The organism is Paenibacillus sp. J22P165 (assembly GCF_059692015.1).
Map to the genome: position 1 here is coordinate 97603 of NZ_JCAUAP010000001.1, position 26134 is coordinate 123736.

Here is a 26134-nt window from a genome sequence, read left to right on the forward strand (position 1 = left end):
ACCTCCTAAGCTTGCTTGTATAAACACTTATCGCGAACTACCATTGGCTTTCTGTGCATCTGCTAAGTAGTTGTTTTTACGGAAGAACAGCATGGCAAGCAATGTCACGATATAAGGCAGCATTTGAGTGAAATGCGTAGGTAGTGAGAAACCTTGCAGTCGGATACTGAATGCATCCATTAAACCAAATAATAAACTGGAAGCCATAACGCCAAGTGGATTAGCTTGTCCTAGCATCGTTGCTACAAGCGCAATGAAGCCGCGGCCTGCAGTCATGCCTTCAGTGAACATCGTCACTTGTCCCAAGGAAAGCTGAGCACCTGCTAGTCCGCAGAGAACACCACAGATCAGCACGGCGATATATTGCATCCGATTGACTTTAATACCGAGACTTTTTGCGGCAATCGGGTTTTCTCCGACCGCAATCATGCGGAAGCCTAGAACCGATTTAAAGAGCAAATATTGAAGCCCGAATACAAGTGCAAAAGCTAGATAAACCAGCGGGGAATGTCCGGAAATGATCCCGCCAATGAAAGGGATATCTTGGATGAAGGGAATGTCCCACTTCGGAAGCCCAATCATATTTTTATCATAATAAGCGCCTTTTACATTAAAAATAGCTTTCAAGCAAAACGCGGTTAACCCTAAGGCAAGAAAGTTGAACGAAATACCAACGACGATGACATTCGCTTGCAAGTGAATACTCATATAAGCAAATATCAGTGAAAACAGCATGGTTACGGCTATGGCGATGAGCACGGCAAGGAATACGTTGCCTGTGTAATAGTTGCCAACAATTGCTGAGAAGGCGCCAACCAGGACGAACCCTTCCAAACCGACATTAAACAATCCGACCCGCGAACAGATCGCTCCGCCGAGTGCTGCAAGAAGAATAGGAGCGACCATGCGAAACATGGAGTTAAATAAAGATACATCAAGAAGATGCTCCATCGCTCTTGCCTCCTTTCCGACGTTTCCATAGGGTAAAGCTGAATTTAGCAGTTACAAAGAGAATGAGCAACGATTGAATGACACTGGATATCTGCAGTGGAATGTCTGTATTGCGTTCTACTCCCATGCCTCCAGTCTGCAAGGCAGCAAGAAGCAAAGAGGCGATAGCCGTACCTAGCGGATGAGCCCCTGAAAGCAGAGTCGCCATAATACCTGACCAAGCGTAGCCTGGATTTGAGATCATGCCATCCGTATAACGATACTGCATACCGAGTACCTCAATGGCGCCAGCAAGCCCGGCAAAGCCGCCGCTGGCGAACATACTTGTTAGCATTACTTTCCGTCTATTTACCCCGCCATAGGCGGCAAACAACGGGTTATAGCCCAACATCCGAATTTCATAACCGGCAACGGTATATTTAATGAACAAGAACAGGAGAATCGCTAGTCCAATGGCTATGATAAAGCCGACATGGACGCTCATTCCTTGGAACAGCTTGGGAAGCCATACGCCTTTATCAATCATCATCGTTTGGGCGAGCGCTGCTGAACCCGATGTGTCTTTCAATGGATAAGCCACTAAATAGCCTGCGAATAAAGCCGCAATATAATTGAGCAACAATGTTGTAATGATCAAATTCATTCGGAATTTCGCATCGAGCCAGCCAGCAAAAGCGGACCAAATGCCACCTGCCAGAATGCCGCCAAGAATGGCCGCCAACAATTTAAAGAACGGTGGTCCAGGCAGGTATAGTGCAACCATAGCGCTGGATAATGCGCCAAGAATCATTTGGCCTTCAGACCCCATGTTGAAAAATCCAGCACGAAAGGCGATAGAAACACCTAACCCAACAAGAATGAGTGGAGTCGCGCGCGTTAGTGTATTCGTGAAATAGAAGAAGTTGCCGAAGGCACCTTTCCACATTTCTGTGTATGTTTCAATGACGGACCCGCCAATTAGTAGAATGGCAATCGCACCACCGAGTAAACCGATGAAAACGGCAAGCAGCGGCTGAATCCAAGCGCTTAGGTTGAGTCGACTTTTAAGCATCTGAATTTCCCCCTGCCATCCATAAACTAATTTGCTCCTCTGTTGCGTCTTCGGCCGATAGTTCCCCGACAATTCGCCCTTCGTACATAACCACAATACGATCAGACAACTTGAGAATCTCCGTTAATTCGGAAGAAACTAATAATATAGCCCCTTGCTCATCCCGCTTGCGCAGCAGCTCTTCATGAATCAACTCCATAGCACCAATATCTACGCCGCGCGTCGGCTCAGCCGCAATGAGGAATGGTTGCTTCTGGGCAATTTCTCTGGCTACAATTAGCTTCTGTAAGTTGCCACCAGAAAGATACTTCACTTTGGTATCTTGCGAGCCGGTTTTAATCTGGAACTGTTGAATGAAGCGGCTAACCAAATTGCGAAGCTCCTGACCATGAAGTAAGCCAGAACGGCTTGTCGTTTTATGATGGCCCATCGTGCCATTCTCTAGCACAGTACCTTCTTTGGCTGCACCCCATTGATACCGATCCTCAGGGACATGTGATAGTCCAATTTCCCTGATTTCGCGAACAGAACGTCCACGAATCGGTGTTCCTAGTAGTTGAATGTCACCCTGATCAATCGGCTGAAGCCCCGAAATAGCTTGTATCAATTCGGATTGGCCATTACCTGAAATACCTGCTATACCTACGATTTCTCCAGCCTTCACTTGCAAATTAACGTTATTCAGCACGGGCTTGCCTTTATCACCAAGAATAGAAATGTTATTAACCTGAAGGACTGTTTGACCTGAATTCAAAGTCCGTTTCTCAAGCTGCTTCAAATCTCTGCCTACCATTAATTTGGACAATTCTTCAACGTTTGTTGCCCCAGCATCAACGGTGCCCGTCACCTTGCCGTCCCGAAGCACAGTAACTCGATCAGCTACTTCCATAACTTCATGCAGCTTGTGTGTAATAATAATGAAGCTTTTGCCCTGATTAGCAAGACTTCGCATAATAACGAGAAGTTCTTTCGCTTCAAGCGGCGTAAGTACTCCAGTGGGCTCGTCCAAAATAATAATATCGGCGCCTTGATATAATACCTTCAGAATTTCAACACGCTGCTGTAATCCAAGCGGACAATCAGCTACCTTCATGCGGGGATCAATAGGGAGGCGGTATTTGGCACAAAGCTCCTCTACCTGAGCGATAGCCTTTTTACGGTCAAAAGCAACGCCAGCTCTGGGTTCATTACCGATTACAATATTTTCAGCCACGGTAAATGACGGGAAGAGCATGAAATGCTGATGAACCATCCCAATACGGTGGCGGATAGCATCCGTAGGATTCGTAAACACGACTTCCTTGTCGTTCAAAAGAATCTGACCAGCCGAAGGCTGCTCCATACCGTACAAGATACGCATCAGGGTTGTTTTGCCAGCGCCATTTTCCCCAACTAATGCATGGATCTCACCTTGACGCAGTGAGAAATCAACGCCGGAATTCGCTGTTAAATTGCCATATGTTTTCGTAATTTGACGCATTTGAAGCAGCATAACGGTTTTTCGCTCCTCTACCTAGACATGCGGAAACTGCTTACGTCTCCGTAAACAGTTTCCAGGTCAAACCTATACGATTGTCGCGCGATTATTTTACTGGATTTTCTACTTTCACTTTACCAGAAACGATATCATCACGGATAGCTTTTACCTTCGTAATGACATCTTGTCCAACGAAAGGACTTAGTGCCGATTTCGTTTCTCTTGTAACAAATGTAAGACCAACGCCATCTTCTTTCAAGCCGTAGTCAACAGCACCGAATTTGAACGTGCCGTTTACGAAATCTTTCACGGTTTGATAAGCAACAGCATCTGTTCCTTTTAATTGGGAAAGCACGATATGCTGTGGATCTGTTACTGTACGGTCGATATCTTGACCGGAAGTAAAGAAGCCTTTTTCTTTTGCTGCTTCAAATACACCAAGATCGCCTACAGCCGATGCGCCTGCAATGAAGTCTGCGCCTTGTGAGAATTGAGTTAATGCCAATTCCTTTGCTTTAGCTGGATCCGTGAAGCTGCCTACATAGTTAACGATGAATTTCGCATTCGGGTTCGTTGCTTTCAAACCTTCTTGGAAACCAACCGTATATTTCTTGATAAGTGGGATATCGACGGCTGCTACCATACCGACAATGTTTTTCTTCGTAGATAGACCTGCTGCTGCTCCAAGCAAGTAAGCTGCTTCATGTTCACGGAAAACAACGCTGCGAACATTCGGAAGATCAACAACGGTATCAATAATCGCGAAAGATTTCTTCGGATTTTCAGTTGCTACTTTTTTAAGAGCATCTTCAGCTGTGAAAGAGCTTGTAATGATGAGATCATAGTTGTCAGCAACGGCAGCGCGCAAGTTTTGCTCGATCGCGCTCGCATCTGCGGATTCAACAGTTTTAACGGTTACACCAAATTCTTTACTAGCTTTCTTTACACCCTCATCCATTTGTGTAAAGAACGGGTTCACACCGATCTTCTCAGGTGTAATAAGGATAATCTTCTTATCTGATTTGCCTGCTGGCGCACCGGATGCTGCAGGTGATGCTGTGTCTGTCTTTGCTGCCCCACAGCCTGTTAGTAATACAGTTGCTGCAAGAACTGAGAATATTGCTTTTTTCATGGTGTTTCTCTCCTCTATATCTAATATGTATATGGAATGAACCAATGACTTCTTTTATATCCTACTAAAAAAGTCGGATATAGTCAAAGGGGTTATTTTCCAATTCGACAAAATCAAACATTTTTCTACAATATTAAATCCCATCCGCTATTATACTAAATTGCATGATCACAATCCATAAGAATTACTTGCCAACTGTGAATAAAGAGAAAACCTTCAAAACCATGAGGCTGCGGTTTTCAAGGTTTTCATTTCTATTTATGAAAGTGTATGTTTCTTAACTATATCTTTCCGCATTCGTAGCGTCATCCATGCACTGACCGCATAAATTCCCGCGCTAACATAAAACAACACATCAATCGTCAGCCAATCAATGATATAGCCTCCGATGAGTACTGCGAAACCTGAAGATACCGATGTCCAGAAATGGTAATGGCCAAGCGTGCCTCCGCGGTTACCTCGCTCAGTCCCATCTGCGAGCAATCCGCGTTCGCTCATTTTTTGCATAGCGTTACAGACGCCCATGCATGCTTGTAGAAGTAAGACATAGCCATAGGAAGGAATCCACGGGAAGACGAGCATGGCTGCCATCATTCCGAGCGAACCGCCTGCCATCATGTTCACGGAGGAGCGGTCAACTAGTTTATTGAGCCAGAAGGAAGAGGCGGCAGAGCTTATCGTAAAAATAGCGAAAGCGAGTCCGTAGGCCGAATAGGTGCTGCCGAGATTTTTCAAGAATAGCAAGTAGTAAGGGTAAATCATTCCCGCTGCTAATGTCGCTAAGCTTTGGGATCGTATGAGTAGTCCGACATTCATCCTAATCCCCCCTATAATCATCGTAGAATTGGTTCATAAAAAGATGCTGTGGATCCCACTGATCTTTGGCTTGAAAAAAGGCATCCGCTTTAGGATATATCGTTCGGAACTGCTCTACCGATGGGAAGGGAGCATAGGGCAAATAGTAAGAGCCATTAAAGGACTTTAATTGATGAATGATTCGCTGGATTCCATGAGTCATACGAGCTTGCGCCTCGCGACTTAGCGGGGTATTAAATAGACATACAAGGGCGAACATGTCGCTCTTCGCATAGGAGAGCAAAGCTTCTTCATCATGATTAACGTAACGAACCGTAATATTTAATAGATTTAATTGTTCTTCTTGCAGGATAGGTTTCATGTGGTTAATAAAATTCTCAAAATGTTCCACGGGAATGAAGTATTCTTGGAGAAGATCGTTTTTGGTATCCGAGCTGTAATCCATAAAATCAGATTCAGATCGCATAGCGTTATTGCGAGTTAGAATTGTGCTGCGGCCAATAAGGAAATACCGTTGTAAGTCCCAGAATTTATTTTTCGCCCAATCAAAGGAGCGATTGAGCCCAAACAGAAACTTGAGTGGCAACACATAGCTGTCTTTCAGCTTTAATTGGTTGTAGTCGGTAACAGGGAGATCCCACCGTGTCCTGTAATTCGTAGCATACATTTCGTTTAAAAATGTATCTGGTGCGACAGATATGCGTGCGAGATGCATGTGGATGTCGGGATTCTTTTTAACCTGGTTAAGGAAGTAGTCAGTATAGGCATCTATAGTCATTGTTTCGCTTGTCATCTCGTACACTTCGTCTTCCGTCAGCGACAAGGTTACATCCAAAATGACACCGAATAACCCGTATCCACCTAACGCGAGCGGGAATAGCTCGGCATTTTCAGAACGTGAAACATTTCGAGTAACGCCGTCAGCCCCCAATAGTCGGAAGGATTCAACCGTGCTAATGAGAGAGCCATTTCGAATGTCACGGCCATGTGCATTTACGGAGATCGAGCCTCCGATGGTGAAAATATTTTGAGATTGCATAGTCTTCACAGCAAGCCCGTAAGGGTTAATGTACTTCTGCACATCCGCCCAAGTGGCTCCGGACTGTACGGTTATTATCTTTGCCGTCTTGTCGAAGGCAAGAACCTTGTTAAATGGGGTCATATCCAGCACGATGCTGTCCTTGTAATACGTATGCCCGCCTTGGCTGTGCCGCTGGCCGGCAATCGAAATCTTGAGCCCTTTCTCCCGGGCCTCGTTCACAATCTCTTGAAGCTGCTTCATTTCTTTGGTTGGTATGACCCGCTCAATCTTCACAGGACGAAGCTTGCTATAATCGGAGCGTAAGAAGGGATCTTCGCCAGCAGACGAGGTTCTTACATATTGCCAGAGGCACAGCGTAGTTAATAGAAGTAGAATAACAATTTTCTTCATATGCGTATCTCCTAACTGCTTGTTGATGTGGCAACGTTTGCGGAGCTTGACGCCTTTATGTTTAATAACCTAAATTATTCCTATAGTGTAAATTCAAACCTTTCGATTAGTCAATTGAAATCAATTTGAGTAAAGCCGAATGCGAGGAGCTTATTATGAGTATACGAATCAAGCTAGCCATGGCAGCAGCGGGATTATCGTTTATTTCTTTTTTCTTATTTTCTAATTTATTAGGAATCATTTTTTTCATAACCGGAGTTTGTTTGAGTGGGAGTCGTTTAAAAAGCAGATATGCCAAATTGGCATTAACGTTAAACCTACTCGTTGGTGTCTTGCAGGTTGTACTTATTGTTTATTTGGTTTTTAACTTTAGCTCAATTGATTAAAGGGGAAAATAGCGGGAAAGGTGTGGGGGATGGGCGAATTTCTTAAGAAGATCGGAAGAATAAGCAAGTTTGAATTGCTTATTCTTCTTTTTATCGGGGATTCCGGGGAATAAGACCACTATGTGATCATGAAATAGTTGCCGTGTTGATCAACCCTTGATCGCGCCGATCATAACGCCTTTCACGAAATACTTTTGCAGGAAAGGGTAGAGGAATAGAATAGGCGCAGTTGCTACGATAATCGTCGCGTATTTGATCGTTTCTCCGATAGGCATCTTATCGTTCCCACCGACACCCGTCATCATCGATTCGGTACTATTCGTGATCAAAATTTCTCGCAAAATGAGCTGCAACGGGTAAAGGTCACGTGTTCGTAAATAAATCAGAGCACTGAACCAGGCGTTCCAATGAGCAACCCCATAGAAGAGCACCATCACGGCCACTACAGGCATCGAGAGTGGTAGAATAACTCGGAAAAGAATGGTGAAATCGTTAGCGCCGTCTAACTTAGCGGATTCCTCTAAACTAACAGGTACACCTTGAAAAGCGGTTCGCATAATAATCAAGTTGTAAGCACTCATGGCTGAGGGGATCAGAAGTGCCCAGCGGGTATCCACCATGCCTAAGTCGTTAATAAGCAAGTAGGTTGGAATCAATCCGCCACTGAAAAACATCGTAAACACAATCATGAACATGACGGGATTTTTCCACATCAGGTTCTGCCTTGAAAGTGCATAAGCGCCCAGGGATGTCATCAGAATGTTTAGCGAGGTACCGAGCGTGACGTACAGGATCGTGTTTAGATAGCCGGACATGATGGCCGGGTTTTTGAAAACCAGTACGTAAGCTTCCCAATTGATACCTTTCGGGTACCAAAGAAGCCCGCGGAATTGCACAATCCAAGCTGGGTCACTGAGAGAGGCGATCAATACATAAAGAAACGGATACAGCGTTGTTAAAGAAAGTAGGATTAAGAATAAGGAATTGGATAGGTCAAAAATACGTTCTCCCCAGCTTCTACTCATGATGATTGCAGCCTCCTTTTACCAAAGCTTATTATCACTGGTGCGTCGGCTTAATGTATTGGCCAGAACGAGCAGCGTGAAGTTAATGAGAGAGTTGAAGAGTCCAACAGCGGAGCTGTAGCTGAAGTTGGATTCGAGAATTCCTTTGCGATAGACGAAAGTGCCAATGACATCAGCTGTTTCATAGGTTGTTGGATTGTATAACAATAGGATCTTGTCAGCACCGATGGTCATGAAATTTCCTATTTGCAAAATGAGAAGAATCACGATCGTGGACATGATACCCGGCAGGGTAATACGGAACGTTTGCTGCCATCGATTGGCGCCATCCACTTTGGAAGCTTCGTACAACGAAGGATCAATGCCGGACATCGCGGATAAATAAATGATGGAGCCCCAGCCGATATTTTGCCAAATGTTCGAAGATACATATACAGAGCGGAACCAGCCAGATTCTTGCAGGAACGTAACAGGTGCAAATCCGAACCAAGAGCTTAAGATATTGTTAATTAATCCATCACGGGCTAAGAAATCAACGAGCATACCCGATATGACGACAATTGAAATAAAATGTGGCATATACGTAATCGTTTGAACAGTACGCTTCAGAAACCGGCTGCGCAGCTCGTTAAGCAGAAGCGCCAAAATGATGGAGGCGGGAAAGGAAAACAATAAATCATAGGCGCTGATCAGCAAGGTATTGCGTAATATCCGCCAAAAATAATAACTGGAAAAGAAGTCTTGAAAATGTTTGAATCCAACCCAAGGGCTGTGCAAAATTCCAATACCAGGCGCATAGTCTTTAAAAGCAATTTGCACACCATACATTGGGACGTAATAGAAAAGAATGTAGTAAACGACGACGGGCAGCAGCATGATGTACACATATTTATTCATTTTCGCATCGCGGATGAAACGGTAAGAGAACTTGTTTTTGTCGACGGCTGATTTCACGGAGCCGGTCTGTTCTTTACGTGCTGTGGGCATCACGGGGCCCCTCCTTCAGCTGTTGAGTCGGTAAAAATGGGTGCAAGAAGACGCCACACGGCGGGGAGCTCTTCTCCCGCACCGTGAGTTTAGCGTCTGATCTTATGATTATTTACGGCTGTTGAATCGATCTAAGGCTGCTTGGCGAGCTTTAACAGCCTCTTCAATGCCCATACTTTTCATGGTTTGCACATATTTATCGAAGTTCTCAATGGGCTCAGCACCCATAACGAATTTATTGAACAGTTCATCCCGGTATGTTTTCACATCATTCATAATGGAGGCTGTTTTGGAGCTTTCGTCTGCTGTCAGGCTAACACCTGGCATTTGTTTGGAATGATCAGCATTTGTCCATGTCTTTTGAGCTTCACGTTGGGCAGGGATTGTATAGTACTGTTCGATGTAACGTTTATCTTGAACGAAGGGTCCATTCCAGCTAGCTTGGAAAAATTTTGCCATCGCTTGGGGGACAGGTAATTTATCCGGGTTATTCATAATAATGTCTGTGTATTTGGGATAGCCGTTCTCCATTTTGTAGCTTTGGCCTTCAATACCGAAGTTCATCAGCATTGCACCATCTTGACTGTATTTAAAATCAAGCCATTTGATAATTTCTTCCGGATTCTTGGCTTTCGCTGAGACGGCAGCTCCATAACCTGTGAATGGCATCGTATATTGGCCTAGAGAGGCTGGAGCGCCTTCCTTCAGCTTCGGATAAGGGACACCGGATAAGGCGAAAGTAGGGTTAGTCGGTTGTACCAAGGTTAAGTAACGGCCGAGCCCAGACCCCGCGTACCCGGAATAAGCACCAACTTGGCTGTTCGTAATCTTGGAATCTTTCAGCTTGCCGTCGGTAATGCTGGCATAATCTTTATCAATTAAGCCATCTTTGTACCAGCGGGCAAGCGTAGCAAGGAACTCTTTGTATTCAGGCTGTATCGGGCCGTATTTGACTTTACCTTTATCATTGTAGAAATCCGTCGTAATCCCCCATGCACCAACAAGCAGGTTATTCGCGTCGAAATCTCCGCCTAAGTTCATAAAGAACGGAATTTCATCCTTCTTGCCATTACCGTTTGGATCTTTATCACGAAATGCGGTTAAAACCGATTCCCATTCTGGAATGGTTGTTGGGGCCTTCAATCCTAGTTTATCCAGCCAATCCTGGCGGAAAATAGGGCCGTTGACTACGCTTAACAGTTCATCTCCAAGTAAGAATGGCATCACATAGATATTGCCTTCATCCGTTGTAATCATTTTACGGAATTCAGGATGATCTTTCAGAACCTTCGTTAAGTTCGGGGCATTCTTTTCGATGAGTTCATTTAGACGAAGTATTTGCTTCCCTTTAATGAGGGAATCTGCACTTTGTGGTAACGTAGCAAAGTTATACTCCACAACATCCGGTAAGCTATTCGATGCTAGCATAATATTGAACTGATCTTTCTCTTGGCCTGTAGGCGGGTGCTGGAAGTCAACTTTTGTACCTGTTTTCTTCTCAATTTCTTTATAAGCGGCCATTTCATTGTAGTTCTTCATAACAGCTGCGGCATTACCGTTCATAGCTACCCAGTACGTAAGGGAATTAGGATACTTCGATTCTGGGACTGCAGACGAAGTAGTGGTTGCAGGTGCGCTTGATACTGCGGGTGATGGAGTGGCTGTCTCTTTACTACATCCTGTGATTAAGACGGAAAGTGCTGCAGCCGAGATCAAGGTCAATTTCATCGTTCTTTTATTTCTGTTCATACGTGTGTGACCCTCCTGTACATATTGGTTTTGCGGTATCGGTGCCCGCAATTTCAATATAGAAGAACAGACTTTTGGTGCCTACAATACGTTCTACTGAACGATAAACACGGCTTCAGATCAAGAGTAAACCATATTTCAGGAGGGCTAACTATCTTTCAGATGGTCCTCTCTTAGCAGCATTTCACGATACTTTCCGGGTGTAATACCTTCCACTTTCTTGAAAACGCGGATAAAACCAATATCCGTGGAATAGCCCACTTGCTCGGCAACCTGCAGGATCGTCATCCCTGGAGTCTCCAGAAAACGCTTCGCTTCTTTCATTCGAACCTCAATCATGTAGTCTGTAAGATTGATCCCATACTGCTTTTTAAATAAGCCAGACAGATACTGCGGTGTCATGCCAAAATGATCAGCAATGGTTGTTAAACTAAGCGAATGATCGCTGTAATGATGATCGATATATAGTTTCATACGCTCATGCCAACGTTCACTATGTTCCGATCGCGCATCTTGTACGCTACTACAAATAAAGAGGCAGAGCTCCTTCACTTTTTTCAACATATCCTCAGCCGAAGTGCTGTTAATAATCAATTTTACAGGATCGGAGCCATCCTCCTGCCACTGCTTCTCATCTAGCTTCAGGGCATTCGTCACTTTCAGCACGGTCCCTAACAAGTTCATGAAGAGAAGCTTGCCAAGTTCAGGAGTTGTGTCGCGTGACCCCATATTATTCTGATACAGCTCGTTGAGCAGCCGTTCAACGGCTTCATATTCACCGCTTTTGAGACAATTAATGATGTGAGCTTCCACTTCCATCGGGTAGTGGTAATACGTTCGTTCTAAGAAGCGAATTTCATCGTAATGAATGACAGAATTAATTCCGTGAATAATCCGATAGTCCAGGGCATTTAGCGCTTCATTGTAGCAATGTGAGGTTTCGGATCTTCCGAATCTTAACGAACTGGTTGCAACTGTCATTTTCATACGGAATCGTTCCTCAATCACGCCTTTGAGCTCGGCAATTAAGCGGTCTCGGTTAAGAAGCGTTTCCTCAGAAGCATCGGGTACATTAAGAATCAGCGCAAGTCGATTGTTATCTGTTTCTGTGACATAACCAGAATTTCCAATGAATTCACTGCTTAAATTAAATAAAATAAATCGGACGAGGGCGCGATCCCGATCGCTTTCTTCAATTCGGTAATCCCGGCTTTCATCCACTTCAAGGATGATGACACACACATAGGGATGGGGGAATTGAACATCGATGAAGGCGAGGGAATCATCCGTTAATTCGGATGGATCCACTTCCCCTTTCAAGAGGCGGGTTAGAAAGTTCGCACGTACAACAGGAAGGTGACCTGCTAGCTGTTGTTCGAGTGCCTTGCCCTCGGCTACAGATGCGGCAATGGAGTTTCGAATATATTCATACTCATTGGATAAACCTTGGCGTGGCACATTGTTACCTTTATTAATCGAAAAGACAAGATCGCGAATCGGGCTATAGCTTCGGTAGGCCATCCAATAAGCGGCAGCGCTTCCGGCAGCGACAACAAGAATAAGCAAATAAATGGCCCATGTTTTCATTTCGTTTACGCGTTCTAAGACGACACTCTTCGGAACCAGGGAAATATATTTCCAGCCACTTGCTCCTGTCGTAAACGAAAGCATGTGTGCCTCGCCGTCAGCCGCATAGGTTTCATAGCCATTACTGCCCGTTGTTTCTGCAAGCAAGCTTGGGGACAGTTTGTACTTGTTCGAAGTAGAGAGAATCACTTGCCCTGTATTATCCAAGATAAACATGGAGCCATTATTAACCCATTGAATGCCTTTCAATAGATGCAGGATTTGCTGTTCATTGATCAGCATGACGATTGTGCCTTTCACATTGCTTGTCTCGCCAAGAGGGAGAGAGATTGCGCTGGCAATGACGCTTTTGGTTGCAGGATCAGCAGTTGTGTCGGAAGTAGGCAGGTAGGTTAAGTAATGATAGCCGGTAAGCAGCTCATCACGGACTTGATCTAAGCTTTTACCAGGAAGCGGGTAGAGATTTGTGAAAAAAGTAGGGGCATCTGTTTTTAAATTAGGGGAAATAACCGTATCATCATCACGCAAATAGATGTAGAAATCCTCGATGAAAGGTGAGCTGTTGCGAATGGTTTTTAACGCACGCACGGCCTCTTCATATTGAATGTATTTTTCGCTGTCCTTGATGGTCCATAGGGTTTGAAGCTTAGGTTGTGTAGCGATCTGAATGCCGAGTTGTTCGATTTCTTGAAGGTTGTTGTCTACGACTTGGCGAGCTTGTTCGAGCATAGCCAAATTCGATCGGTTGGCGTTATCGACCATATTTTTTTCCATATTAGTGTACAAAATGAACGTACCTGTTACGGGAATGAGAAGAATAAGGATGTAAGAGAGCCATAGCGTCAGAAAAATACTTTTGCGTCGAAGCAGCATAGGTAGCCCCTCCAGTGGGTGCGGGATATAGGTGGCATGGCATATTAGAAATGAATGGATAGAAGTGGAGAGAAGATGGGAGCAGTTTATCATATCCAACTGATGGCATCAATGATTTCCTTCAGCGAGAAGAGAGAAAAGGATGTCCGCCTATCGACCTTCTACGTCGAGTTGATATAGACCCCTACATTTGTGTAAGATGGAGTGGAATAATCACCTGTAAGAATAAGGAATCAGCAGTAAGAAGGAGGCGAGCCATGGCGCGTTCAAAGCCGCTTTGGTTGCTAATTAGTTGGTTTGGGATTGCTGTAATCGGCTTATTGATTCTCAAATGGACGGGTGTTTGGAAGCACATAGATCTGAATTGGCTCACGAGATGGCTGCGAGATCTAGGTCCGCTGGGCGGACTGTTATATATCCTAGCCTATACGTTGCGGCCGTTAGTTTTATTCCCAGCAACACCGTTGACGCTTTATGGTGGTTATGTATTTGGCGCTTTTTGGGGGACGGTCTACGATATTATAGGTGCAGGCGCGGGCGCCTTATTGTCTTTCTACATTACGCGCAGATGGGGCCGCGGCAGCTTTCAACGTATTTTACGAAGTCCCAAACTGTTATCCTTTGATCAAAAAGCGGAGGAAAAAGGGTTCATGGTCGTACTTTATATGCGGCTCATGCCTTTCTTTCCATTCGATGGTATTAGTTATGGTGCTGGACTATCCAAGATCCGCTTTTGGGACTATACGTGGGCTACGTTCATTGGAATTATTCCAGGTGCGATTGTGTATAACGTATTTGGTGCTTCCTTAAACGATATTTGGTCATGGAAGTTTCTTGGAGCCGTAGTGATGTATGCCGTTTTTGCTATCGTCCCATTGATTATTAAGAAACGACAAGGGCGCCGCAAAGTGCGTCAAGCAGCATGAGAGAGAAGGAATGAACAATTCGCCGTGGGAGGCATGAGAAAAGATGAAGGGGAAAGTTGTCGTTAGAGATATGGCATGGGGTTTTGGGGGAGCAGGTGCTCTGCTCCTTATTTTTATTGTACTGTCGCAGAGCTTTTCGGCGAAATGGCTGCAAGATTTTGATCAACATGTAGGCGGTTACATTCAAGAGCAGCGAGGAGACCTGTTGACTGCCGTTGCGAAAGTATTCACCTTCATGGGTAGTGGATCCACCGAATTCATTCTCTTTTTTCTAGTTGCTGCACTATTAATTTTTAAATATAAACATCGGTTGGAAACACTTGTCTTATTCCTTGGTGTACTTGGCGCTTGGGGGCTAAATACAGGACTTAAGGGACTTATTGAACGTGATCGTCCATCCTCAGACGGTTGGTTAGTAGAAGTTGATGGGTTCAGCTTCCCAAGTGGTCACGCGATGGTTTCGCTTCTGTTTTACGGACTGCTTGCGTATTTGTTATGGGTGAATGTGCGCCAAACCTGGAGATCCGCATGGTGGATACCAACTGTAGCTGCCTTTGTCATTTTATGTATTGGCGTAAGCCGGATTTACCTAGGTGTTCATTATCCCAGTGATGTGCTAGCTGGCTATATGGCTGGTGGGATTGGACTAATGGGTTGTACGCAGGCACTTCGGTCGATTAGGAGCAGGAAAGCAAGAGCGATTGGCAGAAATAGAGGCGCAACTGGAAATAGCCAACGTAAGGTTTTCTAGTAACTATCAGAGATGAAAGTCTGAATGCCTACATAACGATGCTGAAATATAAGAACTTTGAATGGGGAAATGATATGGATAACTACGCGTCTCGCTTTTTTACATACGATGATATAAAGAATCAAGACATATTCTATCCGCTGCCTAATCATTGGTGGAGCCGACACTATGAATACATCTGGGCTTCCCATTTTGTTGAAAAAGATCACGTTGTTCTAGATGCTGCATGTGGCTTGGGTCATCCATTTAAGTATTATCTCGTAGACAAGTGTAAAGAAGTGTACGCTTGTGATATGGATGAACGCATTTTAGATAGAGATGAAATTATCAAAGAGCTGGAATATTATGTGAGGAAAGAGAATATAGATCAAATTAACCTTTCCACTTTAAGTAAGCCAATTATCACAATAGCTGATATTTCAAAATTGCCCTATGAAGACGCGAAGTTTGATGTTGCATTTTGTATTTCGGTTATGGAACACATCGAAGACATGAGTGTACAGTTTCGTGCCCTTGAAGAGTTTAAGCGAGTCCTAAAAGATGATGGTAAACTGATTATTACCGTTGATTATCCAGATGTACATGTGGAGAAATTTTTAAGCTTAATTGACGAAGCGGGTTTACAACTGGCTGGAGATCATGACTTTTCAAAGCCAGCTAATGCCATTACTTCTGACTTTTATGGCAGGGACTTATGGTGCATTCGATTTGTTCTAGAAAAAAAATAACGTTATATGGACTACCACGGTATCAACTCGCCCAACAGGACAACGCCACTTCGGTTTGTCCTTTTTTCTTTTGTGAGCTGGGCGTTGTATAATTGACATCAGTATCATCATCGGCAGAAGACTTAGAAAGAAGGGATGACTATGCTGAAGCTAAGTATTCTTGATCAGTCACCGGTATCATCCGGATTTACCCATAGTGAAGCATTACAACAAACCATTGCGCTCGCGCAGCTCGCTGACCGTCTCGGCTACACCCGATTCTGGGTGTCAGAGCATCATAACTCAGCGGGACTTGCCGGCTCCTCGCCAGAGGTTTTCTTATCCACCCTAGCTGCTCGTACAAGCCGAATTCGGCTTGGCTCCGGCGGTGTGCTGCTGCCTCATTACAGCGCCTATAAGGTTGCTGAAAATTTCCGCATGCTGGAGGCGCTCTATCCTGGGCGCATCGACCTTGGAATCGGGCGTGCGCCTGGCGGCACGCCGCATACAGCTAAAGCGCTGCGTGGCGTCAGCGCCGATCTGTTCGAGGGACTTGAGCGGTTCCCTGCGCAAGTCACGGATCTGCTGCGGTTCCTCACCGACTCGGTGGAACCGGGGCACGTGTTCGAGGGCATCCGCGCCACCCCTTTGGTGGCCTCGATGCCCCAGGTGTGGCTGCTCGGCTCCACGGGGCAGAGCGGGGTCTATGCGTCGCAGGCAGGCGCAGCCTTCTGCTTCGCGCACTTTATCAACGGCGCGGGAGGCCAGCATGCGGTGCGCAGCTACCGCAGCTCGTTCCAGCCGTCCGCATTGAATGTCGTCCCGCAGGCGACGGTCTGCATCTATGCGCTGTGCGCAGAAACGACAGCAGAAGCGGAGGAACTCGCGACCTCGATCGATTTGCGTATTCTGCAAATGGAAAAAGGCGAGTTCACCGGAGTGAAATCGCCGAAAGAAGCAGCGGAATACGTGTACTCCGACTGGGATCAAACCCGCGTGAGAGACAATCGCTCACGGATGATCGTAGGTAATCCAGGTGAAGTCAGAGAACAAATCCTGCGACTCGCTGAGAGCTACAGTGTAGATGAAGTCATGGTCGTCGCCGGCGGCCACCAGGTGGAAACGAGACTCCAGACAGTGGAACTGTTGGCAGAAGCTTTTCAGTTAAGTCATCAGCACAGTTACGTAATCTAGCGGGCCGAGGCTAGATGGTTGAGAAATCGCTTATCGCGCGCGCTTCGGCCGCTTATCGATTTCTTGTGTCACAATGAATGCCAGCTCTTCATTGCCAAAGAGGGAAAGCACACCTAGCAAAGTGTCATCCGGTACCTCGCCAGCTTCCTCTTTTGGTACCGTTAGTTCAAGAGCTTTCTCTAGTGCTTCATTATTCGGCTGGTCCGGATAGGCGCTATGATAAAGTGCTGCAGGGTCCAGACCATGGTTAATACACCACTGTGCAAAAACCAAAATCATCATATGCTCTTCACGTTTGTAATTCTCGATCATTTGTTCTTCTAATTGTTTATTATTCATGGGGTAATCGACATCTCCTTATATAACTTCATGGCAAAATGATGTATGTGCTAGGCCAACTTCTATCCACCTACGGGTGGATGGGTTCATTATAACGAAAGATTAGGTGTATTCACAATGATTATTAAGAATGAGAAAATTAAAGCATCTGAAGTTCAAGTCACTGGGCTCCAGGGTGAAGATCTAGGCGTAATGTCTACGAAAGACGCACTGCTTCTTGCCAAAAAGTTAAAAGTTGACCTCGTCTGCACCTCGCTTATGAGCAGCCCGCCTCCTTGCAAGCTGATTGGAGCGGGAGCGGCCAAACAAGAGGCTTTGCAGGAAAAGCAGCAAGCACGGAAACAAGAGCAAGGCCCGAAGGTCAAGGAGCTCCGCTTGACAGCGAACATCGAAGATCACGATCTGGATACGAAGCGCCAGCAAGCGGAGCGCATCCTCACAGGCGGGGACGCCGTCCTGCTGGTCGTTAAGATCTCCGGCAAGGAAGGCGCAAAAGCAAAGGAATTACTGGAAACGCTAGTTAAGGAGCTGAGCTCCCACGGCAAAAAGCACACGGGCATTCAACTAAGCGGGAAGCAAGCGGCCGTTCAGTTGGATCCTTTGTAAAGAGTGGACAAGCATGAGCGTGTAAAAGTAAGAGTACGTTCAAGTAAAGCAAGTTCAAGCAAGTACAAGCAAATTATGTACAAGCAAAAGTGCGTTCAAGCAAAGCGGGGATAACCAAAAAGCAGGGACAACCCTTGTGGGTTATCCCTGCTTTTTGGTGCGGCTGTTGGGGGCCATCCGCAGACGAAATATAGTTAGCTCGTCCGTCGATCTCACTTTACCAGCTAGCCCATGGATCTCAATTCAATAACTCATCCACTAGCGTCACTCATCGCACTTGCGAAACACAACACACTTGTCCATTGACGTATCTCCAGCTGTACAAACTAACTATGCCACTCCGTTTTAACCAACGCTGGCGATCGAGTCTTCCCTGATCAGCACCAGTCTTCTTCAACCAGCCCCCGCCAAACGTAATTAGCAGGAAAAAGTACAGTTAATTTCTTGTGTATTTCCCTTTTTGACCAAATAACTGGAAAAACTCCATCTAATCTGATACTTTTTCTAAGAAAACTAATTAATGCTCTAAATTAACTGCATATTCTCCATCTAATTGTTAATATTGTCCCAAATAAGCGAAAACAGATGTACTTTTTCCATTTAAAATAAGGAAATAGGAGCACGCGAGGAACTAATCCCCATACTAGGTGATGATTGTAATCGCTTGGGAACCCAAATGCTCCCAGGCCTCCTTGAAAGCAGCCAGTGGATAGGCTTCTTGCTCACCCGTCATGGGGTCGTTCATATACGCAAAGTCATCGTCCCATCCGGTTAACAGCAAGGCATGCTCAGGCTGGTACCATGGAACAACTTCGCCGGACTCGTCTTCCCACTCTAAATCCAGATAGGGGGTGTCCATATGCTCGGTTGCCCATACCATAGCCGGACTCCCCTTGGTGATAACACCAAGTAAAGCTTCAAAGGAGGCTCCTGTCAGATCGCGCACATGACCAGGTAACCACTGATTCATCAAATCCGCGATTGGTGTATGATAAATCCCATAGCCGACAGCAAATGGATCGCCAACGAATACATCATTGGGATTTGCTCCAACTAAGGCGCCGTAGGCATTTTCAGAAGGCATGTCACCTGTAGGCAGCGATTGCGCCACTTCTTCCTTCGTTATCGGCATCCCGGCCCAATTCAGCAGCATGGTTGCGGCAACAGCTTCACACCCATTTGGCAGCTCGGGGAGCTGGGATAGTGGGGGAATGGCTTGTATTTGAACATGATGCTCGATTGGCAAGGTGGCTCCAGCTACTGTAAGGCTTAATGTGGATGCTGCATTAACTGTACTCTGTAGAGCTGAAGATGTGGTAGTTGGATCGACTTCAGGTGATAGAGTTGCCATCGCGACATCTCCAACAATGGGCTTCTGTGAAAGAGTTTCCTGGGCTTGACGGGCTGGTGGAGTGATAGATAGTGTAGCGGGAGTGGTTGTTTTTAAGAGTAGAAAACATAGTAGGCTGACCAAACTCAGCAAAACTAGCGAGATAGATTTCTTCATGTCGCACTCCATTCCTATCGATGCTTTCATTAGATCATGGGTTGCTAGAGAATGCAATACTTGGCATTCACTATACCTAGAGACACATAGGTGACGCATATACTCGCATAGACTAGACAAAGGTGTACAGGCACATCTACAAACAGCATCGAAGGTTGAGATGATCCAAAAGATATTGGAGGAATAGGATGAAGCGATTTTATTTGTGGTGTGCAGCTGCTTTTGCTTGTTATGCTATTTTCATTATCATGTATTTCATCAAAGGGGATTTGTTTTCAATCCCATTATCTGTTGTGGGCACTGCAGCGGATCCCAATACGTTCATGACGCATGCAGAAATTGCCAAAGCAGAGACGCTTTCGCGGATTCATTCGTTAACCTTTTTCTTGAGCTCTCCATTGCAAATTGGGGTGACTGTTGCTTTGTTCGGTATAGCCGTTAGCTTTCGTCAACTCGCGGAAAAAGTATTCCGAGCTTCATTCCTGCAATTACTCCTCTTTGTAGTGCTTTTTACGCTCGTTATGGACGTGCTGTTTCTACCGATTGATGTATTTTTGTTTAAAATCGATCAAGCCTACGGCATCTCCAATGAGACACCTATCCTTTTTCTAAAGGATTACATCAAAACATTTTTCATAGATATCGTTGGCACGATCGTGATGGTTGTTATTTTTAGATGGATCAGTAAGTGGAGCCCTAAGCGCTGGTGGGTTTGGCTATGGTTGATTTCCATTCCATTGATCTTATTCGTCACATTTATTCAGCCTGTAGTGTTGGACCCGTTGTACAATCAATTTCAGCCCCTTCAAAATCAAGAACTAAAGGCGCAAATTCTGGATCTCGCTGCCAAATCACAGATTCCGACTGACCAGGTTTACGAGGTCAACATGTCAGAGAGAACCAACACGATTAACGCTTACGTGAATGGCATCGGTGGCAATGCGCGTATTGTGCTGTGGGACACGATTTTGAATAAGCTGCAGCCAGCTGAAATTCTGACCGTCATGGCGCACGAGATGGGACATTATGTAGAACATCATATATATTGGGGAATTGCTTATGGTGTTGCCCTCAGCTTTGTAGGCTTCTGGTTGGCATTTCACGCATACCGACTGATTCTGAAGCGATGGGGTTCGCTGTGGGGAATGCGCGGGGAGAGGGACTTAGCGGCTTTGCCGATTCTGCTAGTGCTCATCTCGCTGATGGGCTTCCTTTCGTCGCCAGCACAAAATGCGTTCTCCAGGGTGATCGAACATCGGGCAGACGTCTATGCGATGAAAATGACAGGAGATGGCGATGCGGCGATTCGCGCTTTTCAGCATATTGCCAAAGAGAACCTAAGCCCAGTTACGCAGCCCAAGCTTGTACAGTGGTTCCGCGGCTCTCATCCAACGATTGAGGAGAGAATTGTGTATTTCGGGCAGTTTAGAAAGTAAATGCTATTAATCATAGTTACAATCAATCAAAAAAGCACGAATGCTCACCTACATCCATAGGCAGCTTTCGTGCTTTAATTATTTGATAGGGTTAATCATTTCTGCGTGTCATTTGCTGCCATACAGAGCCTTCAGCAGCATGCCCGCCCTCGATGCGCTCGAGTGCGATCTTTACTTGCATCCGAACCTCAAATTCGGTGTCGTCTGCCGCTTGCTTTAAGTCATCAAGCACGCTCTGGTCGCCTACTTCATATAGGAAACGCGCCGCCCGCCAACGGACGAGCTTGTTGCGATCCTTAAGCGCCTTGGCCATCGCCGGCATGGCGGCGGGGTCACCGAGATCGGACAGCGTATCGCCTGCTGTCCGGCGAACAGAAGGTGTATCGTCCTCGAGGGCACGATACAGATAGGGCAGTACCTCGGGTTCCTTGATGTCCCCGAGGTACACCGTGGCCAGTCGCCGAAGCGACGTGTTCTCGTCCTGCAACGCAGTGACGAGAAGGGGCAGCGTCTCTAGCGACGGCTGGATCTTCTGAAGCGCGGCGTAGCGCAGCTTCCAATCACTGTGTCGCAGCTGCGCGGCGGCTGCGACAAGATCTCCTGTGGCGTCTTCCTCCACAGGGGAATCCGTAGTCTCCTGCATCGCGCGGGAGACCAGTTCTTCGACGCGGGCATCGTCGTAAGAAGCGTCCAGTTCCTGGACGACTTCGCCCGCGATGTCCGACAGCTCGCCGTAGCGGACGCCGAGCTCCTCGAGCTTCCGCTCTTTGATCAGGTTCGGCGAGGCCGTACCTGCGCGGACGGCGGCTTGCGTGAAGCGCTCCGGCATAGCGACGCGCGCTTCTTCTGAGCCTGCGCGCACCCTCACCTGGAGCGGAATACCGCGAAACATTTGCACGAGCACCTGCGCTTCGCCGAATGCGGCCTCAGGAGCAGGTTGCTCGGTAGGCAATCCAGTACTAGTTGCTCCCTGAGCTTCTCCATAAATTTCTCGCGCCTGCGCCAGGATAAACTGCCAGTCCCCTTTGGAGCTGCGATCTACCGCAATGAAATCAGCTGCGTGAAACACGCTGATAACGCCGGGCACAGCAAGCAACTTCTGCACGTCCTCGGGAGCGTTAGTTCCATTCTTTTTTGTATACGTTTCTCGGACGCCAGCCGGTAAGGATTCATCCATATTGAGCTTCATAGAATTCGGGCTGGGTGTTGGTTCAATAGAAATGATTTTCATTACATTCAACTCCTTAATAGGAACGGATCGATGCTGCTGTTGATTCGTTAGATGAAAAGGCCCGGACGGGGAACCGTCCAGGCCTTGATCGGCAGCTAGTGCCCTTCGTTTCTAGTCTAAGTCGACTAGGTTACGATTTAAATATAAATCCAACGTTTTGGTAAGATCAAAAACCGTATGCGCCAAGTCCACATTTTCAAAAACATGATCACATTGGTCACGGTAGGCTAATTCATTTTCGTAATCAGACAAATATTTAGAGGCGATTTCTTCCGTATCTCCGCTTTCTTTCATCCGCTCTTCAAGTGTGTCTCGCTGGGCATAAATGAAGATTTGGACGACGCGGTCGCCATATAGCTTTTTGAGCGTTTCGGCGCCAAAGCGATTCAAAATCAAGTAAATGCTGCCACTTTGCTGGAACATCCGCTCAATATCTGCGCTTTTGATTCCGTATAGATGGTCATTTACGGTGCTAACCTCAATAAATTCGCCGCCAGTTTGTGCCTGAACAAATTGGGCGGGGGAGATGAAGTGATAATCCTGACCATCTTCCTCTGTCGGTTTCGGAGGTCGGGTGGTGTAGGAAATCACTTGTTTCATTCCCAAGGTGGAGCCGGACATTTCGGCGACGGTTTTACGACCTGCCCCGTGTGGGCCAGTGAATACAAAAATCATTTCCTTATCCTTTAATGCGTACATGGAACATACCTCCTTCGATTGGATGTGGGGGTAAATCCTAAGTGCGTGAACGGGGTGAAACGATTTTTGCCCTGTAGAAACTTAATTAACCATACCTATAGTTTACAACGTAAGCCTTAATTGGTAAAGACTCGCATGAAATCGCTTCATTTCTTTTAGCGCTTTCCGCCGCCGCCGCGTGTGCCTCTTGGCGCACTACCGCGAGCGCCGCCTTGACCGCCGCCGCGCGGGCCGCTTGGTCTGTCGCCGCGAGGCGCGCCACCGCGCGACCCGAAGCTGTCGCCACGAGGTGCTGCGCTACGCGCACCACGCTCGTCACTGCGCCCGCGAGGAGCACCGCTCGTGCGAGCGCCGAAGCCCTCACCGCGCGGAGCGCCGCCTGTGCGAGCGCCGAAGCCCTCGCCGCGAGGAGCACCGCCCGTGCGAGCGCCGAAGCCCTCACCGCGCGGAGCACCGCCCGTGCGAGCGCCGAAGCCTTCGCCGCGAGGAGCTGCACCGCGTGCTGCGCCATCGCCACGGCCCTTGCCGCCGCGAAGCGTTCGAGATGCGCTAGCCGCGTCATCGCGACCTGCGCCCGCGTACTTGTTGTATGGCGAGTAGGACTTATCGCCGTGCGGAGCTGAACGCTTGCGCTCAGCACCCTCGCCGCCGCCATTATACGAACCTGTTACGCGTGCTTTCGCAGCGCCCATGTTCGTGCCACGAGCTGGGGCGGCATTCGTTGTTGTTGCTTCATGGATGACAGTTGCGCGCCCCCATGTATTCGGGCTGCGCTCCGAGTTCACTTTAGCCGGTCTTTCGCCTGAACGTCCAGCACCAGCTGAACCACCGCGTGAACCAAATTTGTCCGCTTTGGAACCATAACCAGTTTTCCGCTCGCCACCATACTGAACGTTAGTGCGTTCACCACGCAATTCGCGTGCGCCAGGTCTTCCTGCACGTCCGCCGCTGCTGCGTTGCTCTGGGGCACCGCTGCGGTCATTACGTCTACCACCGCGCGAAGAAGCTCCAGCTCCACCTTTACGTGCAGACCCTCTGCCTTCTTGCTCGATGTGATCTTCTGTTCTGGAACGCACGACACGGCGTTGTTGCCCATCGGCACCGCGCAAAGACATTTTGATTCCTTTTTCAATGAGCTCAATCGTTGGCATATCTCTTTGTGTTGCGAAGGTCACAGCAACGCCCGACTCTCCAGCACGGCCAGTTCTACCAATCCGATGGATATAGCTTTCGGCATCTTGTGGTACATCATAATTGAAGATATGCGTTACGCCTTCAACATCTAGACCGCGAGCTGCGATATCCGTAGCGACTAAGAGTTCGATACGACCTTCTCTGAAACGCTTCATCACTTGCTCACGTTTCGCTTGCGATAGGTCACCATGCAGCTCATCTGACATCAGACCGATTTCTTGCAGCGTTTCATTGAGAGCGATCGCTTTGGCTTTGGTCCGACAGAAAATCATCGCGAGATAAGGCCTATATTGTTTAATTGCAGCAATAAGAGCATCCTGTTTATCACGATCAGTTGTAGGAATAAGTACTTGCTGAATTTCAGTCAAGGTAACTTGTTTACTTTGAATTTTAATTTCTTTTGCTTCCTTCATATAAGCCTTAGACAGATTGATGACCTGTTCGGGCATTGTTGCAGAGAAGAGCAGCGTTTGGCGGTAAGGAGACGTTTGGGCAATGATATCTTTAACTTCGTGCAAGAAGCCCATGTGCAGCATTTGATCCGCTTCATCTAATACAAGGATTTTTAGTTTATAGAAGTTAATAGAACCGCGGCGAAGATGATCAAGCAATCTTCCCGGTGTTCCTACTACTATATGTATGTTACCTTGAAGCTTTCTAAGCTGTTTTTCTACATCCTGCCCGCCGTAAGCGGCTAGGACCTTAGCGCCTGTAATGGGAACCAGGGTTTTCAATTCATTGCTGATTTGAATGGCTAACTCACGAGTAGGCGTGAGAATCAGCGCCTGAACGTCAGAGCTTTCTACATCAATTGTTTCTAATATAGGAAGTACAAAGGCAAGGGTTTTACCTGTACCTGTTTGAGCTTGAGCGATAACGTCCGAACCTTTCAACAAGACAGGAATTGCTTCCGTTTGAATGGGGGTCGGTTCTACGACACCTTGATTTTGCAAAACTTGAACTAATTGTTCTCTGATACCTAATGAGGCAAATCCATTTGACATGGGTAATTGGCCAGCTCCCTTTTTCCTTCTTAGTAAAGACGATTCCCTCATTGTACAGGAATGAAAGACAAATGAAAACAGGAGCCGACCCACTAGCAGAAATAAACCACTTTAATAATAGAAGTTTTACATGCTGGTTGTGCTCCAAGAGACATAGTAAGACCCCCTAAGAGAAATAAAGCTTCCTATAGGAGGTTAGCCCTAATCTATCTAGTCATGAGGTAAAGATTGTGCCGTTCCAAACACACGAGTAACCGTCTGATTAAAATCCGTTAATAGCGGCATGAGTGAATGGCCCTTCCAACTTTCCTGTGCGTAGTTATTCATTTTATTGAGATAATCTCGATTCGCCGATATATAAACGTCCATGAGATCTGGTTTTAAGACACGCAGCTTCTCAGCTATAGCCTGTTTAAAGGGATGAGAAAGCCAATCATGATGCATAGCCGTTTCATAACTATTGTAACCTTTATTTAGATCGTTAGACGGTAAAGAGTCATCATAGGGGTTATCATCGTTGTAAAACCCTTTTGTCGTTCCTTGATTATTCGTTTCTTTGGTCCATCCTTTTGTTCCGACGGCACTGCTATCCATCATTAATGCGACATAGGCATTCTGATTTGTAATCATGACTAAAGCCGTATTGACTCCATCCATGGTGTGTAATTGATCTGAGAGATATTGACTATACTCTAGCTTCGTATTGTTGTGCGTTACGGGACCGGAGAGTTGCTGTACTTGATAGGCTCTTTCATTTTGACCAGCTTTATCGACATGAACGCCAAAATTCGAGCTTGTAGAGTCATCACGATCGCCTCTGTACTGTTTACCGCTAGTACCACATGCAGATAATGTGAGCAGTAGGAATATGATTCCACAAATCGGAAAACCTAACTTCCTGAACATAATTAACAGACCTCCCAATGTGATTTATTGTCTATAGGATGAGATGTTTCTGTCTAATTATTCGTGATCACAAATAAAGGCTTTTATGCATAAAGAGGTGGGTGTATGGAAATAACCATGAAGGGAAATATATCGCTACAGACGCTGTTTAAGAACAATTTGTGAACT

General features: G+C 46.4%; 23 protein-coding genes. 7 read left to right on the forward strand and 16 right to left on the reverse strand.

What is annotated here, in order from left to right:
• Positions 1 to 27: 27 nt before the first annotated feature.
• From AC58QM_RS00430 to AC58QM_RS00455, 6 genes are all read right to left on the reverse strand, one after another.
• Entirely contained in the window at positions 28 to 951 is a 924-nt protein-coding gene (locus AC58QM_RS00430) for an ABC transporter permease (RefSeq protein WP_497280424.1), read from the reverse strand.
• Positions 935 to 2002, reverse strand: a complete 1068-nt coding sequence (locus tag AC58QM_RS00435) for an ABC transporter permease (protein ID WP_497280425.1) — start codon at positions 2000 to 2002, stop codon at positions 935 to 937. Before AC58QM_RS00435 ends, AC58QM_RS00430 begins: the two co-directional genes overlap by 17 nt.
• Positions 1995 to 3494 (reverse strand): ABC transporter ATP-binding protein, encoded by a 1500-nt coding sequence (locus tag AC58QM_RS00440; RefSeq protein ID WP_497280426.1) that lies wholly within the window; start codon positions 3492 to 3494, stop codon positions 1995 to 1997. Before AC58QM_RS00440 ends, AC58QM_RS00435 begins: the two co-directional genes overlap by 8 nt.
• Positions 3495 to 3585: 91 nt before the next feature.
• Positions 3586 to 4611: a BMP family lipoprotein gene (locus tag AC58QM_RS00445; RefSeq protein WP_497280428.1), complete on the reverse strand. Its 1026-nt coding sequence runs from the start codon at positions 4609 to 4611 to the stop codon at positions 3586 to 3588.
• A gap of 258 nt (positions 4612 to 4869) precedes the next feature.
• Positions 4870 to 5427: an MFS transporter gene (locus AC58QM_RS00450; RefSeq protein ID WP_497280430.1), complete on the reverse strand. Its 558-nt coding sequence runs from the start codon at positions 5425 to 5427 to the stop codon at positions 4870 to 4872.
• 1 nt (position 5428) lies between these two features.
• Positions 5429 to 6859, reverse strand: a complete 1431-nt coding sequence (locus AC58QM_RS00455) for an FAD-binding protein (RefSeq protein ID WP_497280431.1) — start codon at positions 6857 to 6859, stop codon at positions 5429 to 5431.
• Between the two features lie 155 nt (positions 6860 to 7014).
• On the opposite strand from AC58QM_RS00455, the gene AC58QM_RS00460 reads away from it, so the two are divergent.
• Positions 7015 to 7245, forward strand: coding sequence for a hypothetical protein (locus AC58QM_RS00460; protein ID WP_497280432.1), 231 nt, complete (start codon positions 7015 to 7017; stop codon positions 7243 to 7245).
• 149 nt (positions 7246 to 7394) lie between these two features.
• Here the strand turns inward: AC58QM_RS00460 and AC58QM_RS00465 are convergent, their stop codons facing one another.
• The 4 genes from AC58QM_RS00465 to AC58QM_RS00480 form a co-directional block, all read right to left on the reverse strand.
• A complete protein-coding gene (locus AC58QM_RS00465) occupies positions 7395 to 8270 on the reverse strand; it encodes a carbohydrate ABC transporter permease (protein WP_497280434.1) in 876 nt (291 codons plus the stop codon).
• Between the two features lie 18 nt (positions 8271 to 8288).
• The gene (locus AC58QM_RS00470) at positions 8289 to 9257 is read right to left on the reverse strand and encodes an ABC transporter permease (protein ID WP_497280436.1); all 969 of its coding nucleotides are present in this window, start codon (positions 9255 to 9257) and stop codon (positions 8289 to 8291) included.
• A gap of 108 nt (positions 9258 to 9365) precedes the next feature.
• Positions 9366 to 11006, reverse strand: coding sequence for an extracellular solute-binding protein (locus tag AC58QM_RS00475; RefSeq protein ID WP_497280438.1), 1641 nt, complete (start codon positions 11004 to 11006; stop codon positions 9366 to 9368).
• A 147-nt stretch (positions 11007 to 11153) separates the two neighbouring features.
• Positions 11154 to 13466, reverse strand: a complete 2313-nt coding sequence (locus AC58QM_RS00480) for an AraC family transcriptional regulator (protein WP_497280440.1) — start codon at positions 13464 to 13466, stop codon at positions 11154 to 11156.
• Positions 13467 to 13723: 257 nt separating this feature from the next.
• Between AC58QM_RS00480 and AC58QM_RS00485 the strand changes: the two genes are divergently transcribed.
• The 4 genes from AC58QM_RS00485 (at position 13724) to AC58QM_RS00500 (ending at position 17044) form a co-directional block, all read left to right on the forward strand.
• A complete protein-coding gene (locus AC58QM_RS00485) occupies positions 13724 to 14392 on the forward strand; it encodes a TVP38/TMEM64 family protein (RefSeq protein WP_497280442.1) in 669 nt (222 codons plus the stop codon).
• Between the two features lie 43 nt (positions 14393 to 14435).
• The gene (locus tag AC58QM_RS00490) at positions 14436 to 15143 is read left to right on the forward strand and encodes a phosphatase PAP2 family protein (protein WP_497280444.1); all 708 of its coding nucleotides are present in this window, start codon (positions 14436 to 14438) and stop codon (positions 15141 to 15143) included.
• Between the two features lie 74 nt (positions 15144 to 15217).
• Positions 15218 to 15871: a class I SAM-dependent methyltransferase gene (locus AC58QM_RS00495; RefSeq protein WP_497280446.1), complete on the forward strand. Its 654-nt coding sequence runs from the start codon at positions 15218 to 15220 to the stop codon at positions 15869 to 15871.
• Positions 15872 to 16012: 141 nt separating this feature from the next.
• Complete coding sequence (locus tag AC58QM_RS00500) at positions 16013 to 17044, forward strand: LLM class flavin-dependent oxidoreductase (RefSeq protein ID WP_497280448.1); 1032 nt, start codon at positions 16013 to 16015, stop codon at positions 17042 to 17044.
• A gap of 30 nt (positions 17045 to 17074) precedes the next feature.
• On the opposite strand, the gene yxiS is transcribed toward AC58QM_RS00500, so the two are convergent.
• The gene (yxiS, locus tag AC58QM_RS00505; RefSeq protein ID WP_497280450.1) at positions 17075 to 17383 is read right to left on the reverse strand and encodes a protein YxiS; all 309 of its coding nucleotides are present in this window, start codon (positions 17381 to 17383) and stop codon (positions 17075 to 17077) included.
• A 120-nt stretch (positions 17384 to 17503) separates the two neighbouring features.
• Here yxiS and infC point away from each other — a divergent pair, with 120 nt between their 5' ends.
• Entirely contained in the window at positions 17504 to 17989 is a 486-nt protein-coding gene (gene infC, locus AC58QM_RS00510; protein ID WP_497281549.1) for a translation initiation factor IF-3, read from the forward strand.
• A gap of 643 nt (positions 17990 to 18632) precedes the next feature.
• On the opposite strand, the gene AC58QM_RS00515 is transcribed toward infC, so the two are convergent.
• Positions 18633 to 19340, reverse strand: a complete 708-nt coding sequence (locus AC58QM_RS00515) for a C39 family peptidase (RefSeq protein WP_497280452.1) — start codon at positions 19338 to 19340, stop codon at positions 18633 to 18635.
• A gap of 344 nt (positions 19341 to 19684) precedes the next feature.
• Between AC58QM_RS00515 and AC58QM_RS00520 the strand changes: the two genes are divergently transcribed.
• Complete coding sequence (locus AC58QM_RS00520; protein ID WP_497280454.1) at positions 19685 to 20932, forward strand: M48 family metallopeptidase; 1248 nt, start codon at positions 19685 to 19687, stop codon at positions 20930 to 20932.
• Positions 20933 to 21023: 91 nt separating this feature from the next.
• Here AC58QM_RS00520 and AC58QM_RS00525 read toward each other — a convergent pair whose 3' ends face one another.
• From AC58QM_RS00525 to AC58QM_RS00540, 4 genes are all read right to left on the reverse strand, one after another.
• A complete protein-coding gene (locus tag AC58QM_RS00525; protein ID WP_497280455.1) occupies positions 21024 to 22163 on the reverse strand; it encodes a virulence factor in 1140 nt (379 codons plus the stop codon).
• Positions 22164 to 22274: 111 nt separating this feature from the next.
• The gene (locus AC58QM_RS00530; protein WP_497280457.1) at positions 22275 to 22862 is read right to left on the reverse strand and encodes a guanylate kinase; all 588 of its coding nucleotides are present in this window, start codon (positions 22860 to 22862) and stop codon (positions 22275 to 22277) included.
• A 155-nt stretch (positions 22863 to 23017) separates the two neighbouring features.
• Positions 23018 to 25060: a DEAD/DEAH box helicase gene (locus tag AC58QM_RS00535; RefSeq protein ID WP_497280459.1), complete on the reverse strand. Its 2043-nt coding sequence runs from the start codon at positions 25058 to 25060 to the stop codon at positions 23018 to 23020.
• A gap of 210 nt (positions 25061 to 25270) precedes the next feature.
• Positions 25271 to 25966, reverse strand: a complete 696-nt coding sequence (locus AC58QM_RS00540) for a YhcN/YlaJ family sporulation lipoprotein (RefSeq protein WP_497280461.1) — start codon at positions 25964 to 25966, stop codon at positions 25271 to 25273.
• Positions 25967 to 26134: the final 168 nt, after the last annotated feature.